The organism is Chthoniobacterales bacterium, assembly GCA_035274845.1.
Lineage (GTDB): Bacteria > Verrucomicrobiota > Verrucomicrobiia > Chthoniobacterales > UBA10450 > AV80.
The window spans coordinates 311,487-334,722 of record DATENU010000022.1 but is presented as its reverse complement, the minus strand read 5'-3'; the positions used below and the strand labels follow the sequence as shown (position 1 = coordinate 334,722).

Annotated in this window: 17 protein-coding genes; 9 read left to right on the top strand and 8 right to left on the bottom strand. The window is 58.7% G+C overall.

The genetic code is table 11. From position 1 onward, the window contains the following. The first annotated feature begins 43 nt into the window (after positions 1-43). On the top strand, positions 44-811 hold the full coding sequence (locus tag VJU77_17530; protein ID HKP05155.1) for a hypothetical protein: 768 nt from the start codon (positions 44-46) through the stop codon (positions 809-811). Beyond that, the gene (locus VJU77_17525; GenBank protein ID HKP05154.1) at positions 808-2,502 is read left to right on the top strand and encodes a tetratricopeptide repeat protein; all 1,695 of its coding nucleotides are present in this window, start codon (positions 808-810) and stop codon (positions 2,500-2,502) included. The genes VJU77_17530 and VJU77_17525 overlap by 4 nt, the downstream gene beginning before the upstream one ends. A gap of 265 nt (positions 2,503-2,767) precedes the next feature. Here the strand turns inward: VJU77_17525 and VJU77_17520 are convergent, their stop codons facing one another. The 3 genes from VJU77_17520 to VJU77_17510 form a co-directional block, all read right to left on the bottom strand. After that, positions 2,768-4,642 (bottom strand): tetratricopeptide repeat protein, encoded by a 1,875-nt coding sequence (locus VJU77_17520; protein ID HKP05153.1) that lies wholly within the window; start codon positions 4,640-4,642, stop codon positions 2,768-2,770. 195 nt (positions 4,643-4,837) lie between these two features. Beyond that, complete coding sequence (locus VJU77_17515; protein ID HKP05152.1) at positions 4,838-5,107, bottom strand: hypothetical protein; 270 nt, start codon at positions 5,105-5,107, stop codon at positions 4,838-4,840. Between the two features lie 258 nt (positions 5,108-5,365). Next, positions 5,366-5,521 (bottom strand): hypothetical protein, encoded by a 156-nt coding sequence (locus VJU77_17510; protein HKP05151.1) that lies wholly within the window; start codon positions 5,519-5,521, stop codon positions 5,366-5,368. A gap of 186 nt (positions 5,522-5,707) precedes the next feature. Here VJU77_17510 and VJU77_17505 point away from each other — a divergent pair, with 186 nt between their 5' ends. Then, the gene (locus VJU77_17505; protein ID HKP05150.1) at positions 5,708-7,072 is read left to right on the top strand and encodes a hypothetical protein; all 1,365 of its coding nucleotides are present in this window, start codon (positions 5,708-5,710) and stop codon (positions 7,070-7,072) included. 41 nt (positions 7,073-7,113) lie between these two features. On the opposite strand, the gene VJU77_17500 is transcribed toward VJU77_17505, so the two are convergent. Next, positions 7,114-7,314, bottom strand: a complete 201-nt coding sequence (locus VJU77_17500; GenBank protein HKP05149.1) for a His/Gly/Thr/Pro-type tRNA ligase C-terminal domain-containing protein — start codon at positions 7,312-7,314, stop codon at positions 7,114-7,116. 110 nt (positions 7,315-7,424) lie between these two features. Between VJU77_17500 and VJU77_17495 the strand changes: the two genes are divergently transcribed. Continuing rightward, on the top strand, positions 7,425-10,739 hold the full coding sequence (locus tag VJU77_17495; GenBank protein HKP05148.1) for a P-loop NTPase fold protein: 3,315 nt from the start codon (positions 7,425-7,427) through the stop codon (positions 10,737-10,739). Between the two features lie 33 nt (positions 10,740-10,772). Here VJU77_17495 and VJU77_17490 read toward each other — a convergent pair whose 3' ends face one another. Next, positions 10,773-13,205 carry an aminoacyl--tRNA ligase-related protein gene (locus VJU77_17490; GenBank protein HKP05147.1) on the bottom strand — a complete coding sequence of 811 codons (2,433 nt, stop codon included), beginning with the start codon at positions 13,203-13,205 and terminating at the stop codon, positions 10,773-10,775. A gap of 162 nt (positions 13,206-13,367) precedes the next feature. On the opposite strand from VJU77_17490, the gene VJU77_17485 reads away from it, so the two are divergent. Both VJU77_17485 and VJU77_17480 read left to right on the top strand, forming a co-directional pair. Continuing rightward, a complete protein-coding gene (locus tag VJU77_17485; GenBank protein HKP05146.1) occupies positions 13,368-15,011 on the top strand; it encodes an ankyrin repeat domain-containing protein in 1,644 nt (547 codons plus the stop codon). Next, positions 15,008-16,516, top strand: coding sequence for an ankyrin repeat domain-containing protein (locus VJU77_17480; GenBank protein ID HKP05145.1), 1,509 nt, complete (start codon positions 15,008-15,010; stop codon positions 16,514-16,516). The genes VJU77_17485 and VJU77_17480 overlap by 4 nt, the downstream gene beginning before the upstream one ends. 7 nt (positions 16,517-16,523) lie before the next feature. On the opposite strand, the gene VJU77_17475 is transcribed toward VJU77_17480, so the two are convergent. Next, positions 16,524-17,399 carry a hypothetical protein gene (locus VJU77_17475; GenBank protein HKP05144.1) on the bottom strand — a complete coding sequence of 292 codons (876 nt, stop codon included), beginning with the start codon at positions 17,397-17,399 and terminating at the stop codon, positions 16,524-16,526. A 144-nt stretch (positions 17,400-17,543) separates the two neighbouring features. Further along, complete coding sequence (locus VJU77_17470; GenBank protein ID HKP05143.1) at positions 17,544-18,074, bottom strand: hypothetical protein; 531 nt, start codon at positions 18,072-18,074, stop codon at positions 17,544-17,546. Between the two features lie 165 nt (positions 18,075-18,239). Between VJU77_17470 and VJU77_17465 the strand changes: the two genes are divergently transcribed. Beyond that, positions 18,240-19,790, top strand: coding sequence for a glycosyltransferase family 39 protein (locus VJU77_17465; GenBank protein ID HKP05142.1), 1,551 nt, complete (start codon positions 18,240-18,242; stop codon positions 19,788-19,790). Positions 19,791-19,879: 89 nt separating this feature from the next. Next, positions 19,880-20,368 (top strand): GNAT family N-acetyltransferase, encoded by a 489-nt coding sequence (locus tag VJU77_17460; protein ID HKP05141.1) that lies wholly within the window; start codon positions 19,880-19,882, stop codon positions 20,366-20,368. An 87-nt stretch (positions 20,369-20,455) separates the two neighbouring features. Here VJU77_17460 and VJU77_17455 read toward each other — a convergent pair whose 3' ends face one another. Next, complete coding sequence (locus VJU77_17455; GenBank protein HKP05140.1) at positions 20,456-21,118, bottom strand: cyclase family protein; 663 nt, start codon at positions 21,116-21,118, stop codon at positions 20,456-20,458. A gap of 230 nt (positions 21,119-21,348) precedes the next feature. On the opposite strand from VJU77_17455, the gene VJU77_17450 reads away from it, so the two are divergent. Further along, positions 21,349-23,178, top strand: coding sequence for a glycoside hydrolase family 15 protein (locus VJU77_17450; GenBank protein ID HKP05139.1), 1,830 nt, complete (start codon positions 21,349-21,351; stop codon positions 23,176-23,178). Positions 23,179-23,236 lie beyond the last annotated feature (58 nt).

Here is a 23,236-nt window from a genome sequence, read left to right as displayed (position 1 = left end):
CGTTCGCCTGCAAGGAGGACACATTCCGTGTTAACCTTTTTCGATGGCGTTGGCTCAACCAAACCAGACTGGCACGGGACGAACAGCGGCGATTGCGCTGGACGTCCTGCGCCACGCGCTGCCGCTGCTCCCTCTTTATTTTTGGCGCGGGAGCATCACGAATTACCTGCTCCTGACCGCATTCGATCTGTCGCTCGGTTTGATGCTGATCGTGGCCACGACCCGGGACCGGAGCGATCCAACCACGGTCGACCCACGAGCTACCTTGCTGGCTTCGCGCCTAACCGCGGTTATTGGGTTGGCCATTTTTCTCGGAATCGTTGCCGCCATCATCAGCGTGCCAATCGGAATGCCGGCGTTGATCTTCGGTTTGGCGACGGCTGGAGACCTGCCTGCACTTCTCTCGCGTCCGAGCTTTTGGATAACGGCTGGCGCCATGGCGCTGGCGACCGGCGTGCGTGCCCAGCAAAGTTTTGAAGCCGTAACGATACCAGGCGAGCTTGGAACATCTCCCCATGCCACGCCGGTCATTGGTGACATCGAGGCCGATCGCCGTCGCTCAAAAGCCGCCAACGCCGCCCAGGTGACCATCATCGCCACCTACGTCGCGCTCTCTTATTTCCTGAGCAATTTCGGCCAGCGCGGCTTCTTCATCCTTCCGATCCTCTTTGCCGCCCTCCTTGTTTTCTTCGATGCGCGCCCAGACCTCGCCCAACGCATTTTTCCGAGACTGTGGAGTGAAAGAAATAAGTCAGCGCAGAGAAACGCGGTCTGCCGCGGTCACGCTTCGAATAAGAAGCGACGGGCATGAGCAGATCCGCGAAAATTCTCCTGGCCGGTGCCGCGATGGTGTTGCTTCTCGGCGCCGGCGGGATCGCGTTCGGGCTCTACTGGTCCTTGCTCAATCGTAGCCAGGACCGCGCCTTGCAAAAGGCGAGCGACGCCCTCGCCCAACGCGATTTCGGAACAGCGTTCGCGCTTTTCGACAAAGCTTTCGCGCTGCACTTGACCGCGGCGAAGGCGGCATGGGTGTACTCGGCGCGCGGTTATGCTGAAACGGAGACGGGCAAGTACGCGGATGCCATCCGCGATTATTCAGAAGCTCTTCGGCTTAATTCTGAAAACGGGGAAACGTATGGGAGCCGCGGTTACGCCTATCACCTCAAGGGCGAGCTGGACAAAGCTCTGGCCGATTATGCGGAGTGCCTGCGTTACGATGAGAACGCGGCCTGGGTTTATTTCAATCGCGGCCTGATTTACAGCCAGCGCAAAGAGTGGGCGAAAGCAGCGGAGGACTTCAACGAATGCGTTCGGTGCGAGCCGAAGAACAGCTATGCCTATTTTCGCCGCGGCGCCGCGCTTCTCGAGCTCCACGACCTGGATGGCGCCCTGGCCAGCTTTGATTCCGCTATTTCGATTAATTCGGACCTGGCGGAGGCCTATTCGGCCCGGGCGCGCATTCACCAGTTGAAAGGGGATACGGCTCGCGCCGACGCGGACGCTCTTCACGCGATGCAACTCGCTCCCAGAGTTCCTGCTATCAACTCGACTCCGCGGCGACGTAATCCCAACCCGCTGGTCTCCGAGCTCCGTTCCGCCGCGCAGGTTGCGCAAATCAGCCGTCGTTATGACGAAGCGATCGATCTCTGTAACAAAGCGCTCGAGGCGAACCCGAATAATTTCCAGACCTCAATCATTCTCGATATCCGCGGCAGCTCGTATGCCGGCAAGGGGGACTGGGATCGCGCCCTCCGTGATTACGAAGAGGCGGTTCGACTCGAGCCAACCAACGCCGACGCTTTGACCAATCGCGGCAACGCCTACGCGCACAAGAACGAGCTCGCGAAATCGACCAGCGATTACAACGAAGCGATTCGGCTGAATCCGAAGTTGTTCCAAGCGTTCGTTAACCGCGCTTTGAATTATCTCGCCGCCAACGATCTGGAGCGCGCCCTGGCGGATCTCAACGAGGCGATCCGTTTGAACCCCAAGTTCGCGCCGGCCTACACGCGGCGCGTGAGAGTCTTGTTGCGTCTGAAACGGAGTGACGAGGCGTTGAAGGACGCCGACACAGCGGTTTCACTCAGTCCCGAGACCGCCGAACCCTATTATTCGCGGGCGCGGCTCCGGGCGGATCGGCGCGAATATTTGCAGGCCCGGGACGATTACCAGCATGCCCTTGAACACTTTGGCAACGGCGAGTCGACGCTCCTGAACGCCGCGGCCTGGTTCTTCGCCACCTGTCCTGACAAGGCATGTCGCGATGGGAAAAGGGCCGTCGATCTGGCGACGAAAGCCTGCGAGATGCGGGAATGGAAAGATCCGGAAATTCTCGATACGCTCGCCGCCGCCTTCGCTGAGGTCGGAGATTTTGACCAGGCCATCAAGCGGCAGTCTGAAGCACTCAAACTACACGAGAAATCGGACGACATCGGTGCGGGGATGCAAAAGCGCATGGCGCTCTTTGAAAAGCACCAGCCGTATCACCAGGAGAATCCTTAAAGGCTGTTCATTCGCTGAACGCAGTATCGATCAGGCGTTGCACGACGGCGTGCGCCATCGAAGCCGAGCGGTGGAGCGCTTTTGGTTGTAGAGGCGGCTGTCACCAGCCGCATCTGCTATGACTGCGGGTGGTGACACCCGCCATTACAACTTCTTTTTGCCGCGGGGATTCGACACGCCTCGCCCTGCCGGGTTCCAATCAGCGGGTTTGGGTTGCTCGCTCGACCATTTCATTCCTGCTCACAGCGGTCATCGCGTGGCTGAGCTACTGGCCCGGCGCTTGCCGGTAGGGCTGATGTTTTTGATAAAGATCGAGACGATGTTGGCCATCTTTTCGCTGTTCCGAGGTCAGCGTCTTGAGAGCGAGATATCGTTTCTGCCACTTTACGGCTTCATCGAACTGGCCAACCTCCGCGCAGACCGCCGCCTTTGTGTCCCAGATGCGTCCCTCGTTAGGCAGCAACTCCATCGCTTCCTTGATCGCTTCCTCCGCTTTCCTGCCGTCCCGAATATTGTCGTCGTCGGCGGTCGAGAGAAGCCAGGCCAGGTTGTTATAAAACCAGGCGAAACGGCTGCCCATTTTTTCCGCTTCGTCTAATTCCCGGCGAGCCCCCGCGTAATCGCCAACCCGTGAGAGAAAGTAGGCATTATTCAATCGGCAAACCGGATCGGCCGGCGCCAGCTCCACCGCTTTGCGAGAATCCTCCAATGCTTCGCGATGACGTTTCAGGCTGCCGAACACCCCGGCTCTGGCCTGGAATGCGTTAGCGTTGGAAGGCTCTAATTCGATCCAGCGGTTCGCGCTTACGAGCGCGCCTTCCCGATCCCCCTTTTTGTTTTTGGAAAACGTCATGAGCATAAGAGCAGGCGCCGTCAGCTTGCTATCGAGCTCCATCGCTTTTTGCGCGTCGGCAATCGCGGCATCGTATTGTCCGTCACCCTCATAGGCGATCGCGCGCCGCAAATAGGCGTCCGGCCGGTCCGGCTTCGTGCTCGCCAATTGTTTGAAGTCCGCGCTCGCTTTCTCATTCTGCCCCAGTTGCTTGTAGGTGTCCGCGCGGTCCAACCGGGCCTCGAACGATGTCGGATCGATCTTCAGCGCCGCGTCGAAATCAGCCAGCGCGTCGGCAAATTGAGAACGCTGGTAGCGAGCACTCCCGCGCCCGATCAACGCGCGGACATCCCGCGGATTCAGCCGGATTGCGATCGACAGGTCAGTGATAGCGCCATCGAGTTGCTTTTTCTCCAGCAAAGCGCCTCCGCGAATGCGATGGGCTTCTGAAAAATTCGGCTGAAGCTCGATGGCTCGCGATGATTCCGCGATCGCTTCGTCAAATTTCTTGAGATAAAGCAGGCAGTAGGCTTTCTCAGCGTAAACGTCCCCCGCCTTATCGTTTATCTTCCGGGCTTCTTCGACGTCCGACAGGGCCGCTTCAAACTTGCCGTCGCCATCCAAGGCATAAGCTCGCGCCAGAAACGAATAGTAGCTTTTCGGGTCGAGTTTCACGAGCTGGTCCGCGTCTTCCAAGGCGCGTTTGTGGTCTTTCCAGAAGGACCAAATGCGGCTCCGCATCCCGTAGGGTCGCGCCAGTTGCGGATCGAACCCGATGGACGTCGACAGATCAACAATGGCCTTGCGATATTGGCCCTCGAGGAAATAAAGCCGTCCCCGCGTGGTGTAGGCATCCGCGTAATCTTCGGCCAGGCTGATGGCCTTTTCGACGTCGGCGAGTGCTTCCTTGGATCGGTTTTCGTCGGTGAGAATGCGGGCGCGACGGTTCAAAGCGCGCGCGAACTTTGGATTCAACTCGATTGCTTTTGTCAGGTCCGCGATCGCTTCCGCGTTCGGGCGTTTGGTATATTTAACCCAGCCGCGTACTTCGTAAGCCACTGGATTCTTCGGCTCCAGCTCGATCGCCTTGTTCGCGTCGGCCACCGCTTTGTCGGTGTCGCCCAGCACGTCGTAGGCAGTGCTACGGTCGAGGTAGCGCCCCGCCTTCTTCGGCTCGCGCTCAATCGCTTCGCTGTAAGCTTTCACTGCTTCCTCCCAATTCCTCGCGTCCATCGCCGCGTCGCCGCGCTCCCCGGGATCTGACGGCGTGGGGGATGGCGTCGGCGTCGGGTCCGCGGCTAATAACATCGTCGCGCTCGAAACCAAACACGCGATCGCGAACCAGGCCGCGCGGCCTGGTGCGCATGTCTTGGGTGGAAGCAATTCAGTCACAATGAGGGAACGGATTCGAATCGTCAGTCGGTTGCCCGGCGTTCATTGATCGAGTCCATGATTTCGGCAATCACTTCGCTACGCGGCGACCTTGCTAAATCCCGGCTGATGTTACTTCGCCTGGATAAGCAGCGTCGGCCGTCCCGAAAGTGTTTCGTACCACGCCTTTGCGCGATGGTCGCTTCTTTCCCACGCGAGCTTGTCCGGGTCTTTTATCCATTGCTTTCCGCCAGAATTTCCCTGGAGAAAGATCGACATTTCTTTGTCGGAGAGCTTGCCCCCATCCACGCGCGAATACGCTTCGGCGATGCTGTGACCTTTTAGAAATTGGACGAGAGCATGATACTCACCGCTTGGGTTCTTGTATATGTGTGTCGTCACGCCGGCTTTGTCCGGCTTGCCCGCGTCTATCGGTTTTTCCGAAAAGCGCGCCGACTTGCTCCTCGGTCTGCCCGATGCGCGCGAAAGCGTCGTTGCTCAAACCAAGGACGATCGCGGCGATTAGGATCAGGATTGGTTTCATAGTTGGTCGTCTCGAATCACTCGAACTTTAGTGTTTGTACGGTAACGCAACCAAGCCCAATCGTAAGACCTCAAGCCTGACTGGAGGTCGAGAATCGCACAGGAGTGTCCCCCCGCTCAAGTCGCGCGCCGCTCTTTGATCGACGCCAGGATGTCTGCGATCACTTCGCCGCGCGGCCTGGCGCCGAGGTTGCCTTTCCCGCTGACGCGGACGCTGACTTGATAGGAGCGGAGCTCGCCGTGAGCGGGCGTAATCGACGAACGGCGTCTCATCGCCGATCGGGAGGATGCGGACCTGCTCGGTGCGAGCCAGAGCGGGAATGGCCGGCGTAGCTCGTTTGAAGATCGACAACAGAAACTTCGATCTTCGCTTCCCGTAGATATTCTTGATCGGAGTTTCCGGGAAGATGTAAGAAGGAAGCGAGTTCCGCCGAAAACAAACCCTCAGCTCTTGAAGCGATGCCTATAGCCTTTCTCTTTTCTGCCCGTCCCACGGCCGCGTCCGTCCTTGTCCTGCTTCTAGCCGGCTGCGTGGCCAACCAGCCGTATCGCCTCGGAGGCATTGCGGACGATATCTACGCCGGCCAGAAACCTCACTTCGAAGAGACTATGGTTTCGTCCGACCGCTCCGTTCGGCTCTCGTTCGTCGAATTTGATGAGAAAGGCGACTTCTGGGATCGGCGCCAACTCGGGAAAACGAGCCGGTATATCCGGGATGCGAAGAAGCCGGTTCTTCTGGTCCTTTTCATTCACGGCTGGCACCACAACGCGGCGGACCGCAAGCCGGGTGGGAAGAATCCGGGGGATGTGGAGACTTTTCAACGTCTTCTCGCGGAGCTGGCCATGTCCGACAGCACCCGCCATTTGCAAGTGCACGGCGTTTACATCGGCTGGCGGGGTAGATTGGTGCAGGGTCCGCTCGATTACCTGACATTTCTAGATCGGAAAGGCGCCGCGACTCGAGTTGCGGGCACGCCTGTGACCGAGACAATCTTTCAGCTGATCCGACAGGCGCGAAAATATCATCAAGGTTCGAAATGCGTCGTTATCGGTCACTCCTTCGGCGCGCTGGTGCTCGAGAAAGCCATGGCTCAGGCGATGACCGGCAGTCTGCTTGCCCAGGATGTCCAGAGCCGCGGGCAGCCTGTGAGTGCGCCCGCCGACCTGATTCTGCTGGTGAATTCAGCAGCCGAATCCATTTATGCGAAGGAGATGAAGGACATGTTCGCGCGCATGCCGCATCGGGGAACCGTCACTGCCGATCGTCCGCTCCTCATTTCGATGACATCCAAATCCGATACAGCCACGAAAACCTACTTCCCTCTGGGGACCTTCCTCCCGAATCTATTCGCGCATCGGCGTTATCAATGGGACGACAAATATGACAACGCGAGCCATCAGGTGGATCAGAACGAGTACCTGACGCAAACTCCCGGTCACAATCTTCATTTGTGGTCGCACGACACCGTTCCCTCTGATCCTCCCGACAGCGCTTCGTCCGTGGCGCTGCTTACCCGGCAGGAAAATGCGACAGAACCGCCCTCGGAGAGCAATCCTGCCTTCGAGGAGAATTTGCGGCACCCGCGAGGACTGGTTTTTGCCACCTCCGACCGAGATAATCCGGATCATTTCAAATGGTGGCGTCTGACAAAGGTGGGGGGAAATCCGACCACGCCATACTGGGTGATTCATGTGCCTGATGAAATCATCCATGGTCACGCGCCTATCTTTACCCCGGAAGGCCGCGCCATGATGGCCGCGCTCTTCCGCATCACGAATCCGAAAACTGAACCCGGTGCGCGCACCATGACGGTGTCCGATTAGCGGACGCACATTCTTGCGGGTGCCTGTCAATGGCCCCCGAGCTAACGGCTTCGCTTCCCGATCGATTTCAATAGATCGGCGATGACTTCATCGCGCGGCCTGGCGCCGAGGTTTCCTTTGCCGTGGACGCGAACGCTGGTCGCGTTGGCTTCCAGATCGCGGTTACCGATGACGAGCATGGTGTGGACTTTCATCTGCTCGGCCTCCGCTGAGCCGGAGCGTTGATCTTGTTGTGGGCATATCGCGCTAGATACAGAATCATATCGCGTTTTTCGCTTAAGCTAGTCATGCTGCGCAAGTGCAAGAGGCGGAGCCCCTAGTTTCAGCGTCGACAAATGCCGGTGGCCGCAGTTTGTCCGCTCTTCGTCGGCGCGGCTATTTTCTTCTCGCCGCGGTTTTGGCGATTACGGCATCTGTTGTTGCTTTCCAGCAGCAGCCACGGCCGGATCCACTGAGTGCGCCGCTGCCCTTCACCTGGGCATGGTGGAGACACCCGATCGAAACCAATGCGATCCGGCGACTGACCTTTATCAGTTCGAATATTCAGGACATCACTTTGGTTCCGGACACCAAGACGCTCTGGATCGTAGGATCACGCGGCTTGCTGGCCTCGAGTAAGGATGGCGGACTTACCTGGGAAAAACGCGAGATTAACGCCATCATGCCTCCGTCTACTGGTGTGACTAACAACGAACCGTTACTTCAGAAGGACAGCACACCCTCGCCAAGTATAGCGCCCGGTCCAATTCATCCGGACTCGTCCGGAGATCTCATCCGACAGGGTCCTGCAGGGAATCTTCCCCCAAGTCCGTCTCCCACTGTAACGCCGGGTCCGCAGTTAGATTCCACGAACGTTATTGTCTTTCCGGATCTGACGGCAATCTCATTCTACGATAAGGAGCATGGTGCCGCAGTAGGGAGAGAGGGAGCGATCGCGCGGACGACAGATGGTGGGCGAACGTGGCAATTTGAACCGTCTCGTATTTACCTAGACTTTCTCGCGGTCTCCTTTGATTCACATAGACGTCTGGTTGCTCTCGCAAAAAACGGCGACTTCTATAAGAGCGAGCGAAGTGGAGATTTGACCATGATGTATAAGTCGGCCGCTCCTCGTCCCTCCGTGCAGAGTGCCTTTCTTTTCACCACTATGGAGGCATGGGCATGGGGTTCCAACTCCGTGCTCTACCGGGTGAACGAGAGCAGCCCGAAATGGGGGGACTGGGAGGCGAAAAAAACAGTGCCGCCCTTTTTTATTCCAATCGAAGGCCTGGGGCACATCGCCTGGATTGGCCCGTCGACAAAGCCGGTGAAAATGCGAATGCTCGATCGACGTCCGGCCGATGCTCCAACACTTCCGGACGAAAGGATCAAGAGTATCCTGTTCACGGGTAATGACCATGACGCCTGGGCAGTTGGGGACGAGGGAATCATTTACGCAACGAATGATGCGGGCAAGTCATGGCGACCGCTGGCGTTAACACCTTCTCTTGAACTCAAGAAGCAATGGCAACAGGCAGGAAACCATAGTCGTTTTCCCGCGCCTTGGTATTATGTCGCCTGCCTGGTCTGCCTTGGGCTTTGTGTTCCGGTTCTGCGTCGATCCCCGGAAATTAAGGAGCAGAGCTCGGTTGCCGACACTCTCGCTTCGGATCGACCGATTGAGCCAGGCGAGCCGGCCCCGCTGCAATTCAACGCCGTCGCCCTGGGCCTCTCGCGCTTCCTGCGGAATGCGAACACCACGCCACCGCTGAGCATCGCCATAACCGGTGAGTGGGGAACTGGCAAGAGCTCCCTCATGAATCTGCTCCGTGGCGATCTGCGAGCGCGCGGGTTCCGGCCGGTCTGGTTCAATCCCTGGCACCATCAAAAGGAGGAACACCTCCTGGCTGCTTTGCTGGAAAATATCCAGGCGCAGGCGATCCCCGCGCTCTTTAGCATCCAAGGTTTTTGTTATCGGGCTTCGCTGATTTGGTTTCGGGCCCGCCGTTATTGGCGCATCTCGCTCTTTCTCGGGGTCCTTCTCGCGGGATTCGCCGGATACTTCGCGGCCGAGCCGAGTCGGATGGAACGAGTGGCGCGGGAACTTCGTGGGTTCACTACCAGCATCGGTGATTTCATCGGCGACCGTCTCAAAAAATCGGAGCCGTCGAAGAGCGTCAAATCTTCGGCCGGGCCCGATACAAATTCCCCGGTCGCGAAAGCAGCTGAGAAACCGGCGACCTTCACTACCGCCGCGTTGCAGATGCTCGGAGACGTTTTGATGCCGGACGCCAGCCGAACCAACCCGGAAGACCAGAGTCACGGGCCCGCGGCGCTCGTCTTTGTTACAAGTCTGATCGGGGCCGTTGTCGCGCTGGTCAAATCGCTGCGTTCATTTGGAGTGAATCCCTCCAGTCTTCTCGCCACCAGTTCGCACAGACCGCGGCTCCGCGATTTGAAGGCGGAGACAAGTTTTCGCTACAAGTTCGCCCGACAATTCGCGGACGTCACCCGGGCGCTCCGCGCTTTCCATCGTCGCACCATGCTTATTTTGATCGACGACCTCGATCGTTGCCATCCCGACAGCGTGGTCGAGATGCTCGAAGCGGTGAATTTTCTCATTACCTGCGGCGATTGTTTCATCGTCATCGGAATGGCTCGCGAGCGCGTGGAACAATGTGTTGGCCTGGCATTCAAGGACATGGCCGAAGAAGTCTTTGGCCAAGGCACTGGCACAACGGACCAGCAAGAGGAGGAACGAAAGCGACGCCGCGCCGAGTACGCCCAGCAGTATTTGGAAAAACTAATCAACATCGAAGTTCCCGTCCCCGAAGCGACCTCCGAGCAGTCACGTGAATTGCTCGCCCGCGATGAAGAGGCCGGCGTCCGCCAGCGCGCCCGCAAACTGCGCTATACCGAGGTGCGGCGGGCCGCTCTTCTTGGCATGACGGCTTTGTTTTTGATCGGCGCTGCCTTTTTCGCCGGCAAAATCCTTTTTCCAAACCGGGGTATTACGGCCGCGATTACAACCTCTTTCTCTTCTGGCGAGGGCGAGAATGTTACGCCGTCGCAAGCCCCGGCCGATGTCCGCACAGTGCCGGCCTCCACTTCGGCGGCGGCTACTTTGGATTCCGCGATGCCGGACATAACCAGCAGCCGGGTGCTCTGGCCACTCATCGCGCTCTTGCTCGCCGCCGGTGTCTGGAGCGAGCTTCTGGTTCCGGCAAACGTTGTTTATGATTCAGCCGAGTTCACCAAGGCGCTGCGGCTCTGGCAGCCGATTATTTCGAGGAAACGCAATACGCCGCGCTCCCTCAAGCGCTTCCTGAATCGAGTCCGCTACCTTGCGATGAAGCAGCGTGGAGCCGAGCCTGTCCGCACGAGATGGCAAGCCTTCCTAGCGAAATACTTCCCGCGCCTCGCAACGCCGGAGGAAACTCCGACTGTTGTCGATAACCACATAGACGAAGGGATTCTGGTTGGCCTTTGCGCCTGCAAATATTTGTATCCGGATCAGGACATCAAAGCGGCGAGGCAATCGGTTAAGAACGTATTGATGGGCGAACTAGGAGACCTCTCCGACGCTGAAGAGAGCCTCCTTAACTATTTGAAGGGCGAATTCGCCGCGCCTGCTCAATTGGGAAGCGCCGAATTCGAGAAGCTGCACGCCGGTCTGCACGTTTATTGACGTCGGAACCGGTTAATCCCATCCACTCCTTTGCTAAGCTCGGCGCTCTCTGATTGACTGAAGAATATCGGCAATGACTTCCGCCCTTGGCTGGGCTCCGAGGTTTCCTTTGCCGTGAATACGGATGCTGACAGCGCCGGCTTCCAGGTCGCGGTTGCCGATGACGAGCATGGTGTGGACTTTCATTTGTTCGGCGCTTGCGATCTTGGCTTTGATGTGGTCGCTGCTGGCATCGAGCTCCGCGCGGACTTGATGGGACCGGAGCTCGTCGTGAATCGAGCGGGCGTAGTCGACGAGCGGTGCCTCATCGCCAATCGGGAGGATGCGGACTTGCTCGGGGGAAAGCCAGAGCGGAAAGTTGCCGGCGTAATGTTCGATGAGGAAGCCGATGAAACGTTCGTGGGTGCCGAGCGGGGCGCGATGGATGCAGAGCGGCATCGCGTCGGTGTTCTCGCGTGTTTTGTAGGTGAGATTGAAACGTTTTGGCTGGGCGAAATCGACCTGGTTGGTCGCGATGGTGAATTCGCGGCCGATTGCGCTCCAGACCTGGACATCGATCTTCGGTCCGTAAAAGGCGGCCTCGTTGGGCACTTCGACGTAGTTAATCCCGGACCGCTGGAGGACGCCGCGCACCATCTCCTCGGTTTGCAGCCAAAGCTCCGGTTCGTCGACGAATTTCTGGCCCAGCTTGGCCGGGTCGTGGGTCGAGAAACGCATGACGTATTTCTCGATGCCGAAGAGCTTGAAATACTTCAGATACATCTGGTTCACGGCATTGAACTCCGCCTCGAACTGCTCGGGTGTGCAATAGATGTGGGCGTCGTTCATCTGGAGCGAGCGGACTCGCATGAGTCCGAACAGTTCGCCGCTCTGCTCGTAGCGATGACAGGTGCCGTACTCCGCGAACCGCAGCGGCAGGTCGCGGTAACTTTTCGGCAGCGCCGCAAACATCTTGTGATGATGCGGGCAGTTCATCGCTTTCAGGTAATACCGGTCCACGCGCGGTGTCACTGTCTCGGGTAGGGTGGGCGTCTCGCCCGCCGACTCGGGCATCTTGCCTGAGTGAACTTCATCATCGGGCGTCCAGATCCACGGATATCCTTTCTCCGGATCCAACAATCCCGCGCGTTCCGGATTCGCCACGATGTAATGAAATTTCTCCTCCAGATCTCGGTCGCCGCGCACGTAACGGTCGAAACGTTCCTGTTGCCAAACCTCGCCCGTGGTGCCTTCGATTCGATTGATTTCTTTAGCCGTGAAAGATTTGATCGAATGCATCAGTTCGCCTAACGACCAGAAGACATTTTGGCCAGCCGCATCCTGTTCCTTGATCCAAGGCTGCAAGAGAAGATGGACGTGATCGGGCATGACCGCGGCGGCGATGAGAGTGTAACGTTTGTCGTGAAAGTGACGGAGGGCGTCGAGGACGGCGGTGCGCGAGGGCGGGGAGAGGGGACGATGATCACGCGTAGTAAAAGTGATCGCGTAGATCGCCCAGGGTTGTTCGAAATGGGGGAGGCGACGGCGACGCGTGTAGGAAGCGGCGGAGGAAGTGCGTTCGGGCAAGATGCCCGAACCGGCGGGCGAGACGCCCACCCTACCCGAGACATCATGCAGCTCCATCGGAGGAAACATCGATTCTTTGTAATAGGGAAGGTGGCCACTCTTAATGTACAAGCTTTCGCGCGCCAGATTCGTTGAGCGAACGCGCTGATAACCAGCGGCAAACTCGGTTTCCTTTCCGAGCTTCTCCAGTTCCTCGATAATGGCGGCACCACGCGGAAGCCAGAGGGGGAGGCCGGGGCCGACATCGTCGTCGAAGGTGAAAAGCTCGAGTTCCTTGCCGAGCTTGCGATGGTCGCGCTTCTTCGCTTCCTCGAGCATGGCGAAGTATTCGTCGAGCTGGGTCTTGTTCTTGAAAGCGGTGCCGTAGATGCGCTGGAGCTGCGGGTTCTTTTCGTCGCCTTTGTAATAGGCGCTGGCGACGTTGGTGAGCTTGAACGCGCCGATGTTGCCCGTGCGCATGACGTGCGGGCCGGCGCAGAGATCGGTGAACTCGCCGTTACGATACAGCGAGATTTCTTCGCCCTCGGGAATGTTCTGGATGATATCGAGCTTGAACTTGCTCGGAGAAGATCTCTCGGTGAGCGCGCCGAGGAGGCCGCGTTGGGCCATGGAGAGGGCTTCGTCGCGCGAGACGGCGACCCGCTCAAAGGTGTGGTTCGCCTTCACCTCTTTCTTCATCTCCGCCTCGATCTTCTCGAAATCCTCGGGCGAAATGCGGTGGTCCAATTCGAGGTCGTAATAAAAACCGTTCTCGACCGGCGGCCCCGCGGCGAACTGCGCTTCCGGCCAGATCTTGAGAATGGCAGTCGCCAGGACGTGGGCAGCAGAATGCCGCAGTCGCTCGATGTCCGTCATCTGCGCTCGTTGCTCTAAAGTTTTCCGCTCGCTTTCCTCAGGCATAAATCGGATGAACTGTATGTGGCCCCGGGGGACGAGCCAGATTTTTCGGTATCAAAATCTCACGCGGGTAGCAATTGGAGGAGCGTATTCGTTGCGCTCCTGTTCCTGGGATTAGCGCCCGGGCTCCCGGCCGTGACAAAACAGGAACTAGACCGGTTTCTGATGACGGCGGCAGAAAAAGGCGATGCGAAAGCCGCGGAAAAACTGTTGAAACAGGGGGCCGATCCGAATGCCAGAGTTCCCGGAACGTGGTTGAACTACACGCCGCTTCTGGCAGCGGTGAGCGAAGGGCGGTTCGAAGTGGCAAAGCTGCTTCTCGAGCATGGCGCCGATCCTTCTTTGGAAACCGAAAACCACGATCCCGTCCTGGTCTTTGCTGCTCATGCAAAATACGAGAAGATTCTCCGGCTCCTGCTCGCGCATGGCCTGTCGATCGATTCGAGGAGCAGTCAAAAAATGACTGCTCTTGAGCGCCTGATGTGGAGCAGCGGCACGCCGCCGGCCGATATCGAAATGCTTCTCAGGCTCGGTGCGGATCCGAATCAGGAGACCAGCGACGGAGGCCGCTTGTTACACCGCGCGGTGCCAATCCGAAACATCAACGCGATTCAGGTCTTGCTTCGCGCAGGCGCGGACGTAAACGGCCGGGACGCAGATGGCAAAACCGCCCTGATCGTCGCGGGCTATCACAACTACGAGGGGCTGCCCATCGTGAAAGTTTTGGTCGAAGCCGGCGCCGACCTCGACGCCCAGGATTCGAACGGCAGCACGGCCTTGCTCCTGGCCATCGGTCAAACCGAAAAGATCGATGCTTACCTGATCGAGCACGGCGCTGATGTGAACCTTGCTACGCATGAGGGATTCACTCCGCTGATGCGAGCGGCAGAAAAAGGTGCCTTCGAGATCGCGCGCGCGTTGATTGACCGCGGCGCCGACGGTAAGGCCCGGATGAAGGATGGCATGACCGCGGTGCATTTCGCGGCCGGTCACAAGGGAGATGACTGGACCGAGCCTAAGCAAACGACAGATCGCCGAAATCAACTCGAGCTCATCTCAATTCTTGAGGGAAAGGGAGCGGATTTGAAGGGTTTGACCAAAGAGGGGCGATCGGCGCTTTTTTTTGCGGCTGAATTAGGCTACGCCGCAATGGTCAGGCTGCTGATCGATAGAGGCCTCGATCCGCGCAGCAAAGATAATAAGGGCGATACGCCGCTGCACTGGGTGCTCCACGCACCGGACGAGAGGATCGAAAAAATAAAGCTGCTCGTCGCTGCTGGCGTAAACACTCCGAACAATGACGGTGACACGCCGTTGCTGTTGGCGGCGAAAGCGATGGATCGACCGGCCTGCGCGATCCTGTTGCAGAACGGCGCCACCGTTGACGTCGTGAATGGGAAAGGGGAAACGCCGTTGTTCCTGGTCGCGTCGAGTTTCAATCGGCAGGACATTACTTCTGCGGCCTACGCCGAAATCATTCAGGACCTGGCCGTGAAGACCCTGGAGATCGACCGCCGCGATGCGAAGGGAATGAGTCTGGCGATGTGGGCGGCGGCGTCGAACATCCCGGAGGCGCTGGACGCCATCCTGAAACGGGGCGCTGATATTCGCGCTCGCTCCGCCGATGGCCGCACGTGTCTCATGTGGGCCGCTTCGGCGAACGCGAGCAGAACGGTCGACCTGCTTCTCGGTCGTGGCGCCGACATTTCGGAAAAAGATAACAACGGCCGAACGGCGGCCGATTGGGCGCGAGCCATTGGTTACGGACCGGTGGCGGATAAACTGGAGAAACGTTCGGCCGTGAAATGAGAAAGCTGATCATCTTTGCGGCGCTTCTGGCAACTGGTTTGAAAAACGGCACGGCCGGACCGCAAAGTAGGCAGCAGCTGACGCAGGCCATTATCGACAATGACATCGAGCAGGTTCGAACCCTGGCCGGCAACGGTGCCGATCTGAAGACGCCGATTTTTGGCGCGACTCCGTTGCACCTTGCCGCCGAGTATGGACGCCGCGAGATAGCGCAGATTTTTCTGGAGAAGGGCGCGGAAGTCGACGCCATCGACAATTTGCAACGCACTCCGCTGCTCTGGGCCGCCGAGAACCAGCATGCCGACGTCGCCGAGTTGTTGGTGGCCCGCGGAGCCGATGTGAACCGCGAGGATCCGTCGCGATTTGGCGGACCGACGAACGATGCGCCTTATCCCACGCCGCTCGATTTTGCGATCCGCAACGGCGATTTGAAGCTTTGCCAGATCTTCGCGAACGCTGGCGGAAAGAATCGGAGGAACGACTTCAACAGGCTTAAGCGGGCGATCCGCTCCGGACATCCCGAAGTTTTGTCCTGGCTGATCGATAACGGAATGGATCCCACGGCGCACAGCGAGGATTTCGACAGCGCTTTTACCTCCGCCGGCGTGACCGCCAATGTCGATATGATCAAAGTTCTGATTACGAGGAGCCGCAATGCACCGGTCTTGAAGGTCCTGCTCAACGAAGCGTTGCAACATGCCGCTGAGGAGGGCCGCCTAAGCGTGGTTCGCTTTCTCCTCGATAACACGAAGGTCGACTTAAATCGCGAGGTGAAGAGCAGCTATGGCGGTATCTCACGGGGGGACGATACGCACAACGAATCGCCTCGTTATACGGCGCTTAGCCGTGCGGTCGAAAATGGCCGGGACGAAATCGTTCGGGCGTTGCTCGACAAAGGCGCCAGGGTCGCGGGCCGGACCCGGTCCGGGGCACCCGTGTTGAGCTTCGTTATCTCGCAAGATCGAAAGGACCTCTTTGAGTTGCTAATGAGATCCAAGCCGCCCCTGGACGCCGTCGATATCGATGGCCGGACGGCGCTAATGACCGCCGCGCTGAACGACAACGTCGAGATCGCAGAAATGCTGGTCCAGCACGGGGCAGCCGTCGATAAGCCGGATCGATACGGGGCCACCGCGCTGATGCTTGCCTCCTCGGAAGGCAAGAAAGCTGCGTCCGAGTTTTTGATTGGCGTGGGGGCGAAGATCGACGTTCACGATCAGGAGGGGAAGAGCGTCCTGATTAACGCGGTCAACGGCTGCCAGCCCGGGCTGTGTGCGCGTTTGATTTGCAAGGGGGCAAAGACGACTGAGGCCCAGCCGACGACGGGTATGACGGCGCTGCATTTCGCGGCGAAGAAGCCGTGTCCCACGGCGATCAGGGAGCTGCTGGCGGGCGGAGCGGCCGTGGAAGTGCGGGACAAACAGGGAAATACGCCGCTTGAGCTGGCGCGACTAAGCGGAGATCCCGAAAGCATCGAGCTGCTGGCCGGTGAGAAGGCACCGTAAGCATTATCTAATGAGCGGTGGTCAGCTCGGTGGTCTTGCGAAATAGCGTTACGATCCGGCTCTGGGCTGCGGACGCATCGGCGGGGGGCCCGGCGTAGGCGAGGCACAAATCGTTTCCAATCGCTGCCAGGGAAATCTCGGTATTCCAGGTGGTGGGTAAGTCCACGAGGGTGTCGTGCGCCTTCTCTTCGCCGGGCTTCCAATCGCTCAGGATGGTTTCCAATTTATCTTTCTCGCGGTTGTAGCGAATCCAGCCGAGCCAATAACGGTCCTCCACCCGGACAAGGTTCGAGGCGCGGGGAAAGTCGTAGATAAACGTTGGCTCGCCAATCACCACAGAGGCCGGCATCTCGAATTTCGTGCGATCGAAATGATATACGGCCAGCTTGCCTTTCTCGAGGGCGACGGACAGAGCCAGCGACCTTTCGTCCACCAGCGCGTCGGCCACATAATCGATCTCCACCTTCTCCGGCCAGGGCAGCCGTCGATGCTGTCGCACCCCATTTTTCTCGAAGGAATAGGATGGTTTCGCCCGGAGCAGGTCGTTCTCGAAGAAGACGGTCTCATCTCCGACCCGGATCGTCTTGTCGTAAACCATGGAACTTCCATTCGACAACGCTTCCGCTGTGAATTTATCTGAGCGCGCGCGAGGTCCGAGTAGTTCTCCGCCTGGAGAATAGACGATGCGAAAGACCGGCCTGTTCTTCCCCTGAATATCGTTGTCGTCAACACTTGGACGCGCATTGTTGTAGAAATAGATCGCGAAATTTCCATTCTCCACTTTCACAATTGGAAAGACGTCGCCGGCGAGGTCGCGGTGCGCGGTTAGCGACACCGGGAAGACAAACAGCAGCGTAGCCAGACAAGGAAGAAATGGCTTCATGGAGGCGCGACAATGGTAGCTGGCCAGGCGGGAGCGGCGAGAAAATTGGAGCCCAAGTGCCGGCGGTTTATCCCGCAACTGCGGGACCGGCAGAGGGGATGGGGGGGTGGGAAAGCGCCCCTCCTTGGGGATGACACAACTGCTTTACTTCACTTCCGCCAGCTTCTTCACGTCGATCCGCTTGAGCCATTCCTGGAGTTCTTTCGACTCCTGGTTTTGGGTCTCGATGGTGAGGACGTAGCGCTTGGCGACCATCAGCCAGAGCGTGCCGTGTTTGCCTTCATTTTCAAAGGTTTCAAAGCCGGGCATGTCTTCGATGGTCAGGGTCTTGGTGTAGCCCTCCGGGGTGGAAGTGCTCATGCTCCAGGCGGCCGTCGTGGACGAGACGTAATCCGGGTTCGCCGCCGAATCGAGAATGCTGATCGAGGTCGTGGGCGCGGTGTCGCCATCGCCTTTTTTGTAGTCGCGATGAACACTGGTGATCTTGTTGCCGCCGATGTCTTCGGTGGAGCCTTCGGCCTTGTCTGCCGTCCAATCGGCCGGGGCGTTTGGCAGAAGAGGGAGGAGCTTGGAAAAATCGACCACCTGGACGAGTTGCGGCTCCTCCGCGGCGCGGGCCGGCGCCACGCCCGCGAAGGCGAGGGCGACAACGGCAAAAGTAACAATTGTCTTCATCCCGGAATCGAACGAACCGCCTGTACTCGATTGACTTTAACCGGGCAGTTTGTCAAGACGCGATGCAAACTGCAGCGACGGCGCTGGGTCGCCGTATGGTGCGAAAAAGAGACGCCTCGACCGAGCGGGGCGACTAAAGCGCTGCAGTTTGGAACATCCGTTATTGTGTCCCGATTTCTCCTAATTTCGATCGTGGTGGCGGCTCTCGGGGTGCGCATGATCGGGCTCGACCAGCCGTTCATCGATCCCTGGAGCTGGCGGCAAAGCGATGTCGCCGCGATCGCCCGGAATTATTTCGAGAACGGTTTCCATTTCACGCGTCCCCAAATCGATTGGGCGGGCAACGAGCGCGGATACGTGGGGACCGAGTTTCCGATTCTGCCATTCCTGGCGGCGTTCTCTTACCGGAGCGCGGGTGTCCAGGAATGGATCGGGCGGATCCAGGGCGTCCTCTTTTTCATTGCGTCGCTCCCATTTTTCTTTCTGCTGGTCCGCCGGATTTTTGGCGAATTCGCGGCGATTTGGGCGACTTTTTTCTATGCCTTCGCGCCCCTGAGCATCGCCGCGAGCCGCGCGTTCATGCCGGACGTGCCGTCGCTCAGTCTCACGATCGCGGGCAGTTATTTTTTTCTGCGGTGGATTGAGGAAGAGCGCTTGAAGTGGCTCATATCCTCGGCGGTTTTGGTTTCGCTCGCGTTGCTGGTCAAGCTGCCGATGGCGATCATCGGCGCGCCGCTGTTTTATCTGGCGTTGTGTCGAAACCAAGGAGGGGCGCTTTCCAAACCGCCCATTTATCCTGGAAGTGAAGAGCGAGACGCTCTTGAAAACGAAGACGGCGGTTTGGAAAGCGCCGCTCCTTGGAAAGACATTTTCATTCGCCGGGAGCTTTGGCTCTTCGCGGCGGTCGCACTGGTCCCGGCGGCGATTTGGTACTGGCATGCGCATCGGATCGCGGAGCGTTTTTATCCGCATCACTTCTTCGGGGCGGGCGGGATTCAAATCATGAACTTCGCCTGGTATTGGGGGATCCTTCGGCAAACCGCGTTTTCGAGCCTGACGCTGGTTCTTTTCACGCTCGCGATTTTTGGCGCGCTGATCGCGCCGCGCGGCAAACACACCCGGTTCTTTCATTGGTGGCTCGCGGCGATGACGCTGTTTGTTATCGTCGCCGGCTACGGGAACCGCCACCAATGGTATCAGCTGCCGCTGGTCCCGATCGCGGCTGTCTTCGCGGGATGCTTCTGCGCCTGGGTGGGCGGACGCGCGCAAGTCCCCCGCGTCCTGCGTTGGGCGGCTGCCCTGATGCTTGTCATTTCGTTTTCCGTTTCTTCGTACCTCTGCGCGAAACCGTTTTATCGGTCCGCTTCCGCGGCGCTTCGCGATCTCGGTCTTGAACTCAACGAAGCCACCACCCCTAGCGCCTTGATCATCGCGGCGACCGATGGCGACCCGACGGTTTTCTATTATGCGCATCGCAAAGGCTGGCATTTCCTGGGAGACGGCGTTTACGACGGCAACCCGCTCGATAGCGCACAGATCATTGCGAACCTGGAAAAACTCCGGGCCCGCGGCGCGACCCACCTGGTCTTTTACGCCGGCACCCAGTGGTGGCTCGAGTATTATCCGGAGTTCGCCCAGCACCTCGCTACGAACGCGACGCTGGTCGAGCAAACGCCTGAGTTTACGATCTACAGGTTGATCTCAGCATCGCGATAAGCGTCAAGGAACGGCGATTTGAAATCGCCGCCGAACGAAAACGGCGATTTCAAATCGCCGCTCCTTGAGGCAACTTCTGGTCCAACGCTATGGCAACATTCAAAATTCGAACGACCACGGATGCCGACTTGCCGATCATTCTCAGTTTGATCCGGGAACTGGCGGAGTACGAGCGCGAGCCGGATGCGGTGGTCGCCACGGAAGCGGGATTGCGCGAAGTTCTTTTTGGCGCAAAGCCGTCCGCGGAGGTGTTGCTCGCGCTGGAGGAGCAAGAGCCGGTCGGCTTCGCAGTCTATTTCCATAATTTTTCGACCTGGCTCGGGCGGCCTGGGCTTTACCTGGAAGATCTGTTTGTCAGGCCGGAAAAACGCGGAAAAGGCTATGGTCGCGCCTTGCTGGAACGCCTCGCGCAAGTCGCGAAGGAGCGGGGCTGCGGCCGAATGGAATGGGCAGTCCTCGATTGGAACGAGCCCGCGATCCAATTTTATCGCAAGCTCGGCGCGCAGCCGATGGATGAGTGGACGGTGTTCCGGCTAACGAGGGATGGGATTGCGAGATTGGCTGGCTCCGATTCGTAATCGTTCTCGTGCTCCTGCTCGTGATCGAGAGGAGCCAGAATCGAGCACGAGCACGAGCACGAGGACGAGGACGAGGACGAAAGGAAGCTACAATTTCGCGAAGGCACGGACGGGAAAGGTTCCCATACCTTTAACCTTCACCGGCACGGCGAAGAAGCGCGCGCCGCGATCGGGAATTTTCTCGAGATTGCACATATGCTCGACAATCGGAATGCCGGCACCCAGCAAAGAGGAATGGACCGGCCGTGTTCCGTCATCGGTCGAATCGATGTTGAACGAATCGATTCCGACCAGAGCGACGCCGGCTTTCACGAGAGACTCCGCTAACTCTCCTGTCAGGTGAGGGTGACCCTCGAAATACTGATCGGTCCGCCAGTGAACATCCCAGCCGGTGTGTACGAGGAGGGCTTTGCCGCGGACCGCGGCCAGTTCGATCGGCAGCGAATTGATCGCGCGACTTTGCCGCAGGGTTGCACGCGCAACGACGCAATCGAGGTTCGCGAGCGTTTCGAGTTTGAGCTGCGAGAGATCGTCGCCGTCCGGGTAGCGATGGAAGGGACTATCGAGATAGGTCCCCGTGTTCGCGACCATCTCGATCTTGCCGATCTGGAATTCGGTCCCGGCGGCGTAACGGGTCCGGGACGCTTCGCGGCTGAGATAATCGCAAACGATCGGGGCAGGGAGGCCTTTATAAGTTACCATCCCGTGCTCGACCGTGTGGCTGAGGTCGATGAGGTTGCCGTCAGACATTTCGAACAAGATGACAGCGCGAATGGATGAAACAAGGAGCGGCGGTTTGAAACCGCCGGTTACTGTAGTGACGGCGCTCTGTCGCCGTATAAAGCGGCTTTTGAGATCGGCGCTCAATACGCCGACAGAGCGGCGTCGCTACACCGGACGAAGGGCGTTTTGGAAAGCGTCCCTCCTAGGAAGACGGCGGTTTCAAACCGCCGCTCCTTGAAGCCTGGCCACGTTCCACGATGAAAATCGAAGATTACGCCTTCTTGAGCGACACCCAGACCGGTGCCCTGGTTGGGCGGGACGGTTCGGTCGACTGGCTCTGTTTTCCTCGCTTTGATTCGGGCGCCTGTTTTGCGGCTTTGTTGGGCGACCGAAAAAATGGGCGATGGTTGTTTTCGCCGAAGGAAGAAGTGACTGCCACACGTCGATGTTATCGCGACGGCACGTTGATTCTCGAAACTGAAATCGAGACTGCGAAAGGCGCGGTCCGACTGATCGATTTCATGCCGCCGCGGGGAAAAGACCCCGATATCGTCCGGATCATCGAGGGAGTGCGCGGCGAGGTGGAGCTAAAGATGGAGCTGGTCATCCGCTTCGATTACGGCCGGATCGTTCCCTGGGTGCGAAAACGCGACGGCGCGCTGGAAGCGATCGCCGGGCCGGACGCGCTCGTTCTTCGGACGCCGGTTGAGACGCGCGGCGAAGACCTGACGACGGTGGCCGAGTTTACAGTCGCGAAGGGCGAACGGGTGCCATTCGTCCTGACCTGGTTTGCCTCGCACGAGGAGGCGCCGCGCCGGATCAACCACGAGCACGCCCTGCGCGATACGATTGCGTATTGGAAGGAATGGTCGGGCAAATGCCAGCCGCACGGGAAATGGCAGGAGGCGGTTGTTCGCTCCCTCATCACCCTGAAGGGACTTACCTACGCGCCGACCGGCGGGATTGTGGCGGCCGCGACGACGTCGTTGCCGGAAGAAATCGGCGGGGTGCGCAATTGGGATTACCGGTATTGCTGGCTGCGGGACGCGACCCTGACCCTTTACGCGCTGATGACCTCCGGTTATCTCGACGAAGCGCGGGCCTGGCGGGAATGGCTCCTGCGAGCCATCGCCGGGAGCGCATCGCAGATGCAGATTATGTACGGTGTGATGGGAGAGCGCCGGCTCGAGGAGTACGAAGTTCCGTGGCTGGCCGGTTACGAGAATTCGAAGCCGGTCCGGATTGGAAACGCGGCGTCGAACCAGTTCCAGCTCGACGTTTACGGCGAAGTCCTGGCCGCGATGTATGTCGCCCATCGGGCCGGGATCGAGACGAATGACGTGGAATGGCGGATGCAGGTGGAGCTGATGAAGTTTCTCGAAACGAAATGGCAGGACCCGGACGAAGGCATTTGGGAGGTGCGCGGCGGGCCGCAGCAATTCACCCATTCGAAAATGATGGCCTGGCTGGCGTTCGATCGCGCGGTGAAGCTGGTCAAGGATTGCAGTTGCGCGGCGGGAGAAAACCTGGAGCGCTGGCAGAAAATTCGCGACGAGATTCACGCCCAGGTGTGCGAGCTCGGTTACAACGCGAAGAAGAAAGCGTTCACCCAGTTCTATGGCTCGGATGAGCTGGACGCGAGCCTGTTGATGATGCCGCTCACGGGATTTCTCCCGCTCGACGACGAACGGGTCGTCAACACCATCGAAGCGATCCGGCGCGAGCTGATGTGGAACGGCTTTGTCCTGCGGTATCGCGCTGAGATCAATGACGTGGACGGGTTGCCCGGCGGCGAAGGGGTCTTCCTGCCGTGTTCATTCTGGCTGGCCGATTGCCTGCATTTGCTCGGGCGAACGGCGGAAGCGACCGAATTGTTCGAGCGCCTGCTCGAATTGCGTAACGACGTCGGCCTTCTCTCCGAGGAATACGATCCGCACGCCAAACGCCAGCTCGGAAATTTTCCCCAGGCGTTCACTCATGTCGCCCTGGTCAATACCGCGAACCTACTCTCCGGCGGCTCGCGAGCCTTGCATTATCGGCAAAGGGCCGAGCGCCCAAAGATGGTTAGTTCTTTACATAAAAACTAGAGAGCGGGATACTCGACCCGTGTTCCCTTGGAGGCGCAGCGTCCCGGTTATTTGTTTC

Coding starts and splice junctions, on each gene's coding strand:
- VJU77_17530 (HKP05155.1), top strand. CDS start 44: ATGGCGTTGGCTCAACCAAACCAGACTGGCACGGGACGAACAGCGGCG.
- VJU77_17525 (HKP05154.1), top strand. CDS start 808: ATGAGCAGATCCGCGAAAATTCTCCTGGCCGGTGCCGCGATGGTGTTG.
- VJU77_17520 (HKP05153.1), bottom strand. CDS start 4,642: ATGTTATTAGCCGCGGACCCGACGCCGACGCCATCCCCCACGCCGTCA.
- VJU77_17510 (HKP05151.1), bottom strand. CDS start 5,521: ATGAGACGCCGTTCGTCGATTACGCCCGCTCACGGCGAGCTCCGCTCC.
- VJU77_17505 (HKP05150.1), top strand. CDS start 5,708: ATGCCTATAGCCTTTCTCTTTTCTGCCCGTCCCACGGCCGCGTCCGTC.
- VJU77_17490 (HKP05147.1), bottom strand. CDS start 13,205: ATGCCTGAGGAAAGCGAGCGGAAAACTTTAGAGCAACGAGCGCAGATG.
- VJU77_17485 (HKP05146.1), top strand. CDS start 13,368: ATGACGGCGGCAGAAAAAGGCGATGCGAAAGCCGCGGAAAAACTGTTG.
- VJU77_17480 (HKP05145.1), top strand. CDS start 15,008: ATGAGAAAGCTGATCATCTTTGCGGCGCTTCTGGCAACTGGTTTGAAA.
- VJU77_17475 (HKP05144.1), bottom strand. CDS start 17,399: ATGAAGCCATTTCTTCCTTGTCTGGCTACGCTGCTGTTTGTCTTCCCG.
- VJU77_17470 (HKP05143.1), bottom strand. CDS start 18,074: ATGAAGACAATTGTTACTTTTGCCGTTGTCGCCCTCGCCTTCGCGGGC.
- VJU77_17460 (HKP05141.1), top strand. CDS start 19,880: ATGGCAACATTCAAAATTCGAACGACCACGGATGCCGACTTGCCGATC.
- VJU77_17455 (HKP05140.1), bottom strand. CDS start 21,118: ATGTCTGACGGCAACCTCATCGACCTCAGCCACACGGTCGAGCACGGG.
- VJU77_17450 (HKP05139.1), top strand. CDS start 21,349: ATGAAAATCGAAGATTACGCCTTCTTGAGCGACACCCAGACCGGTGCC.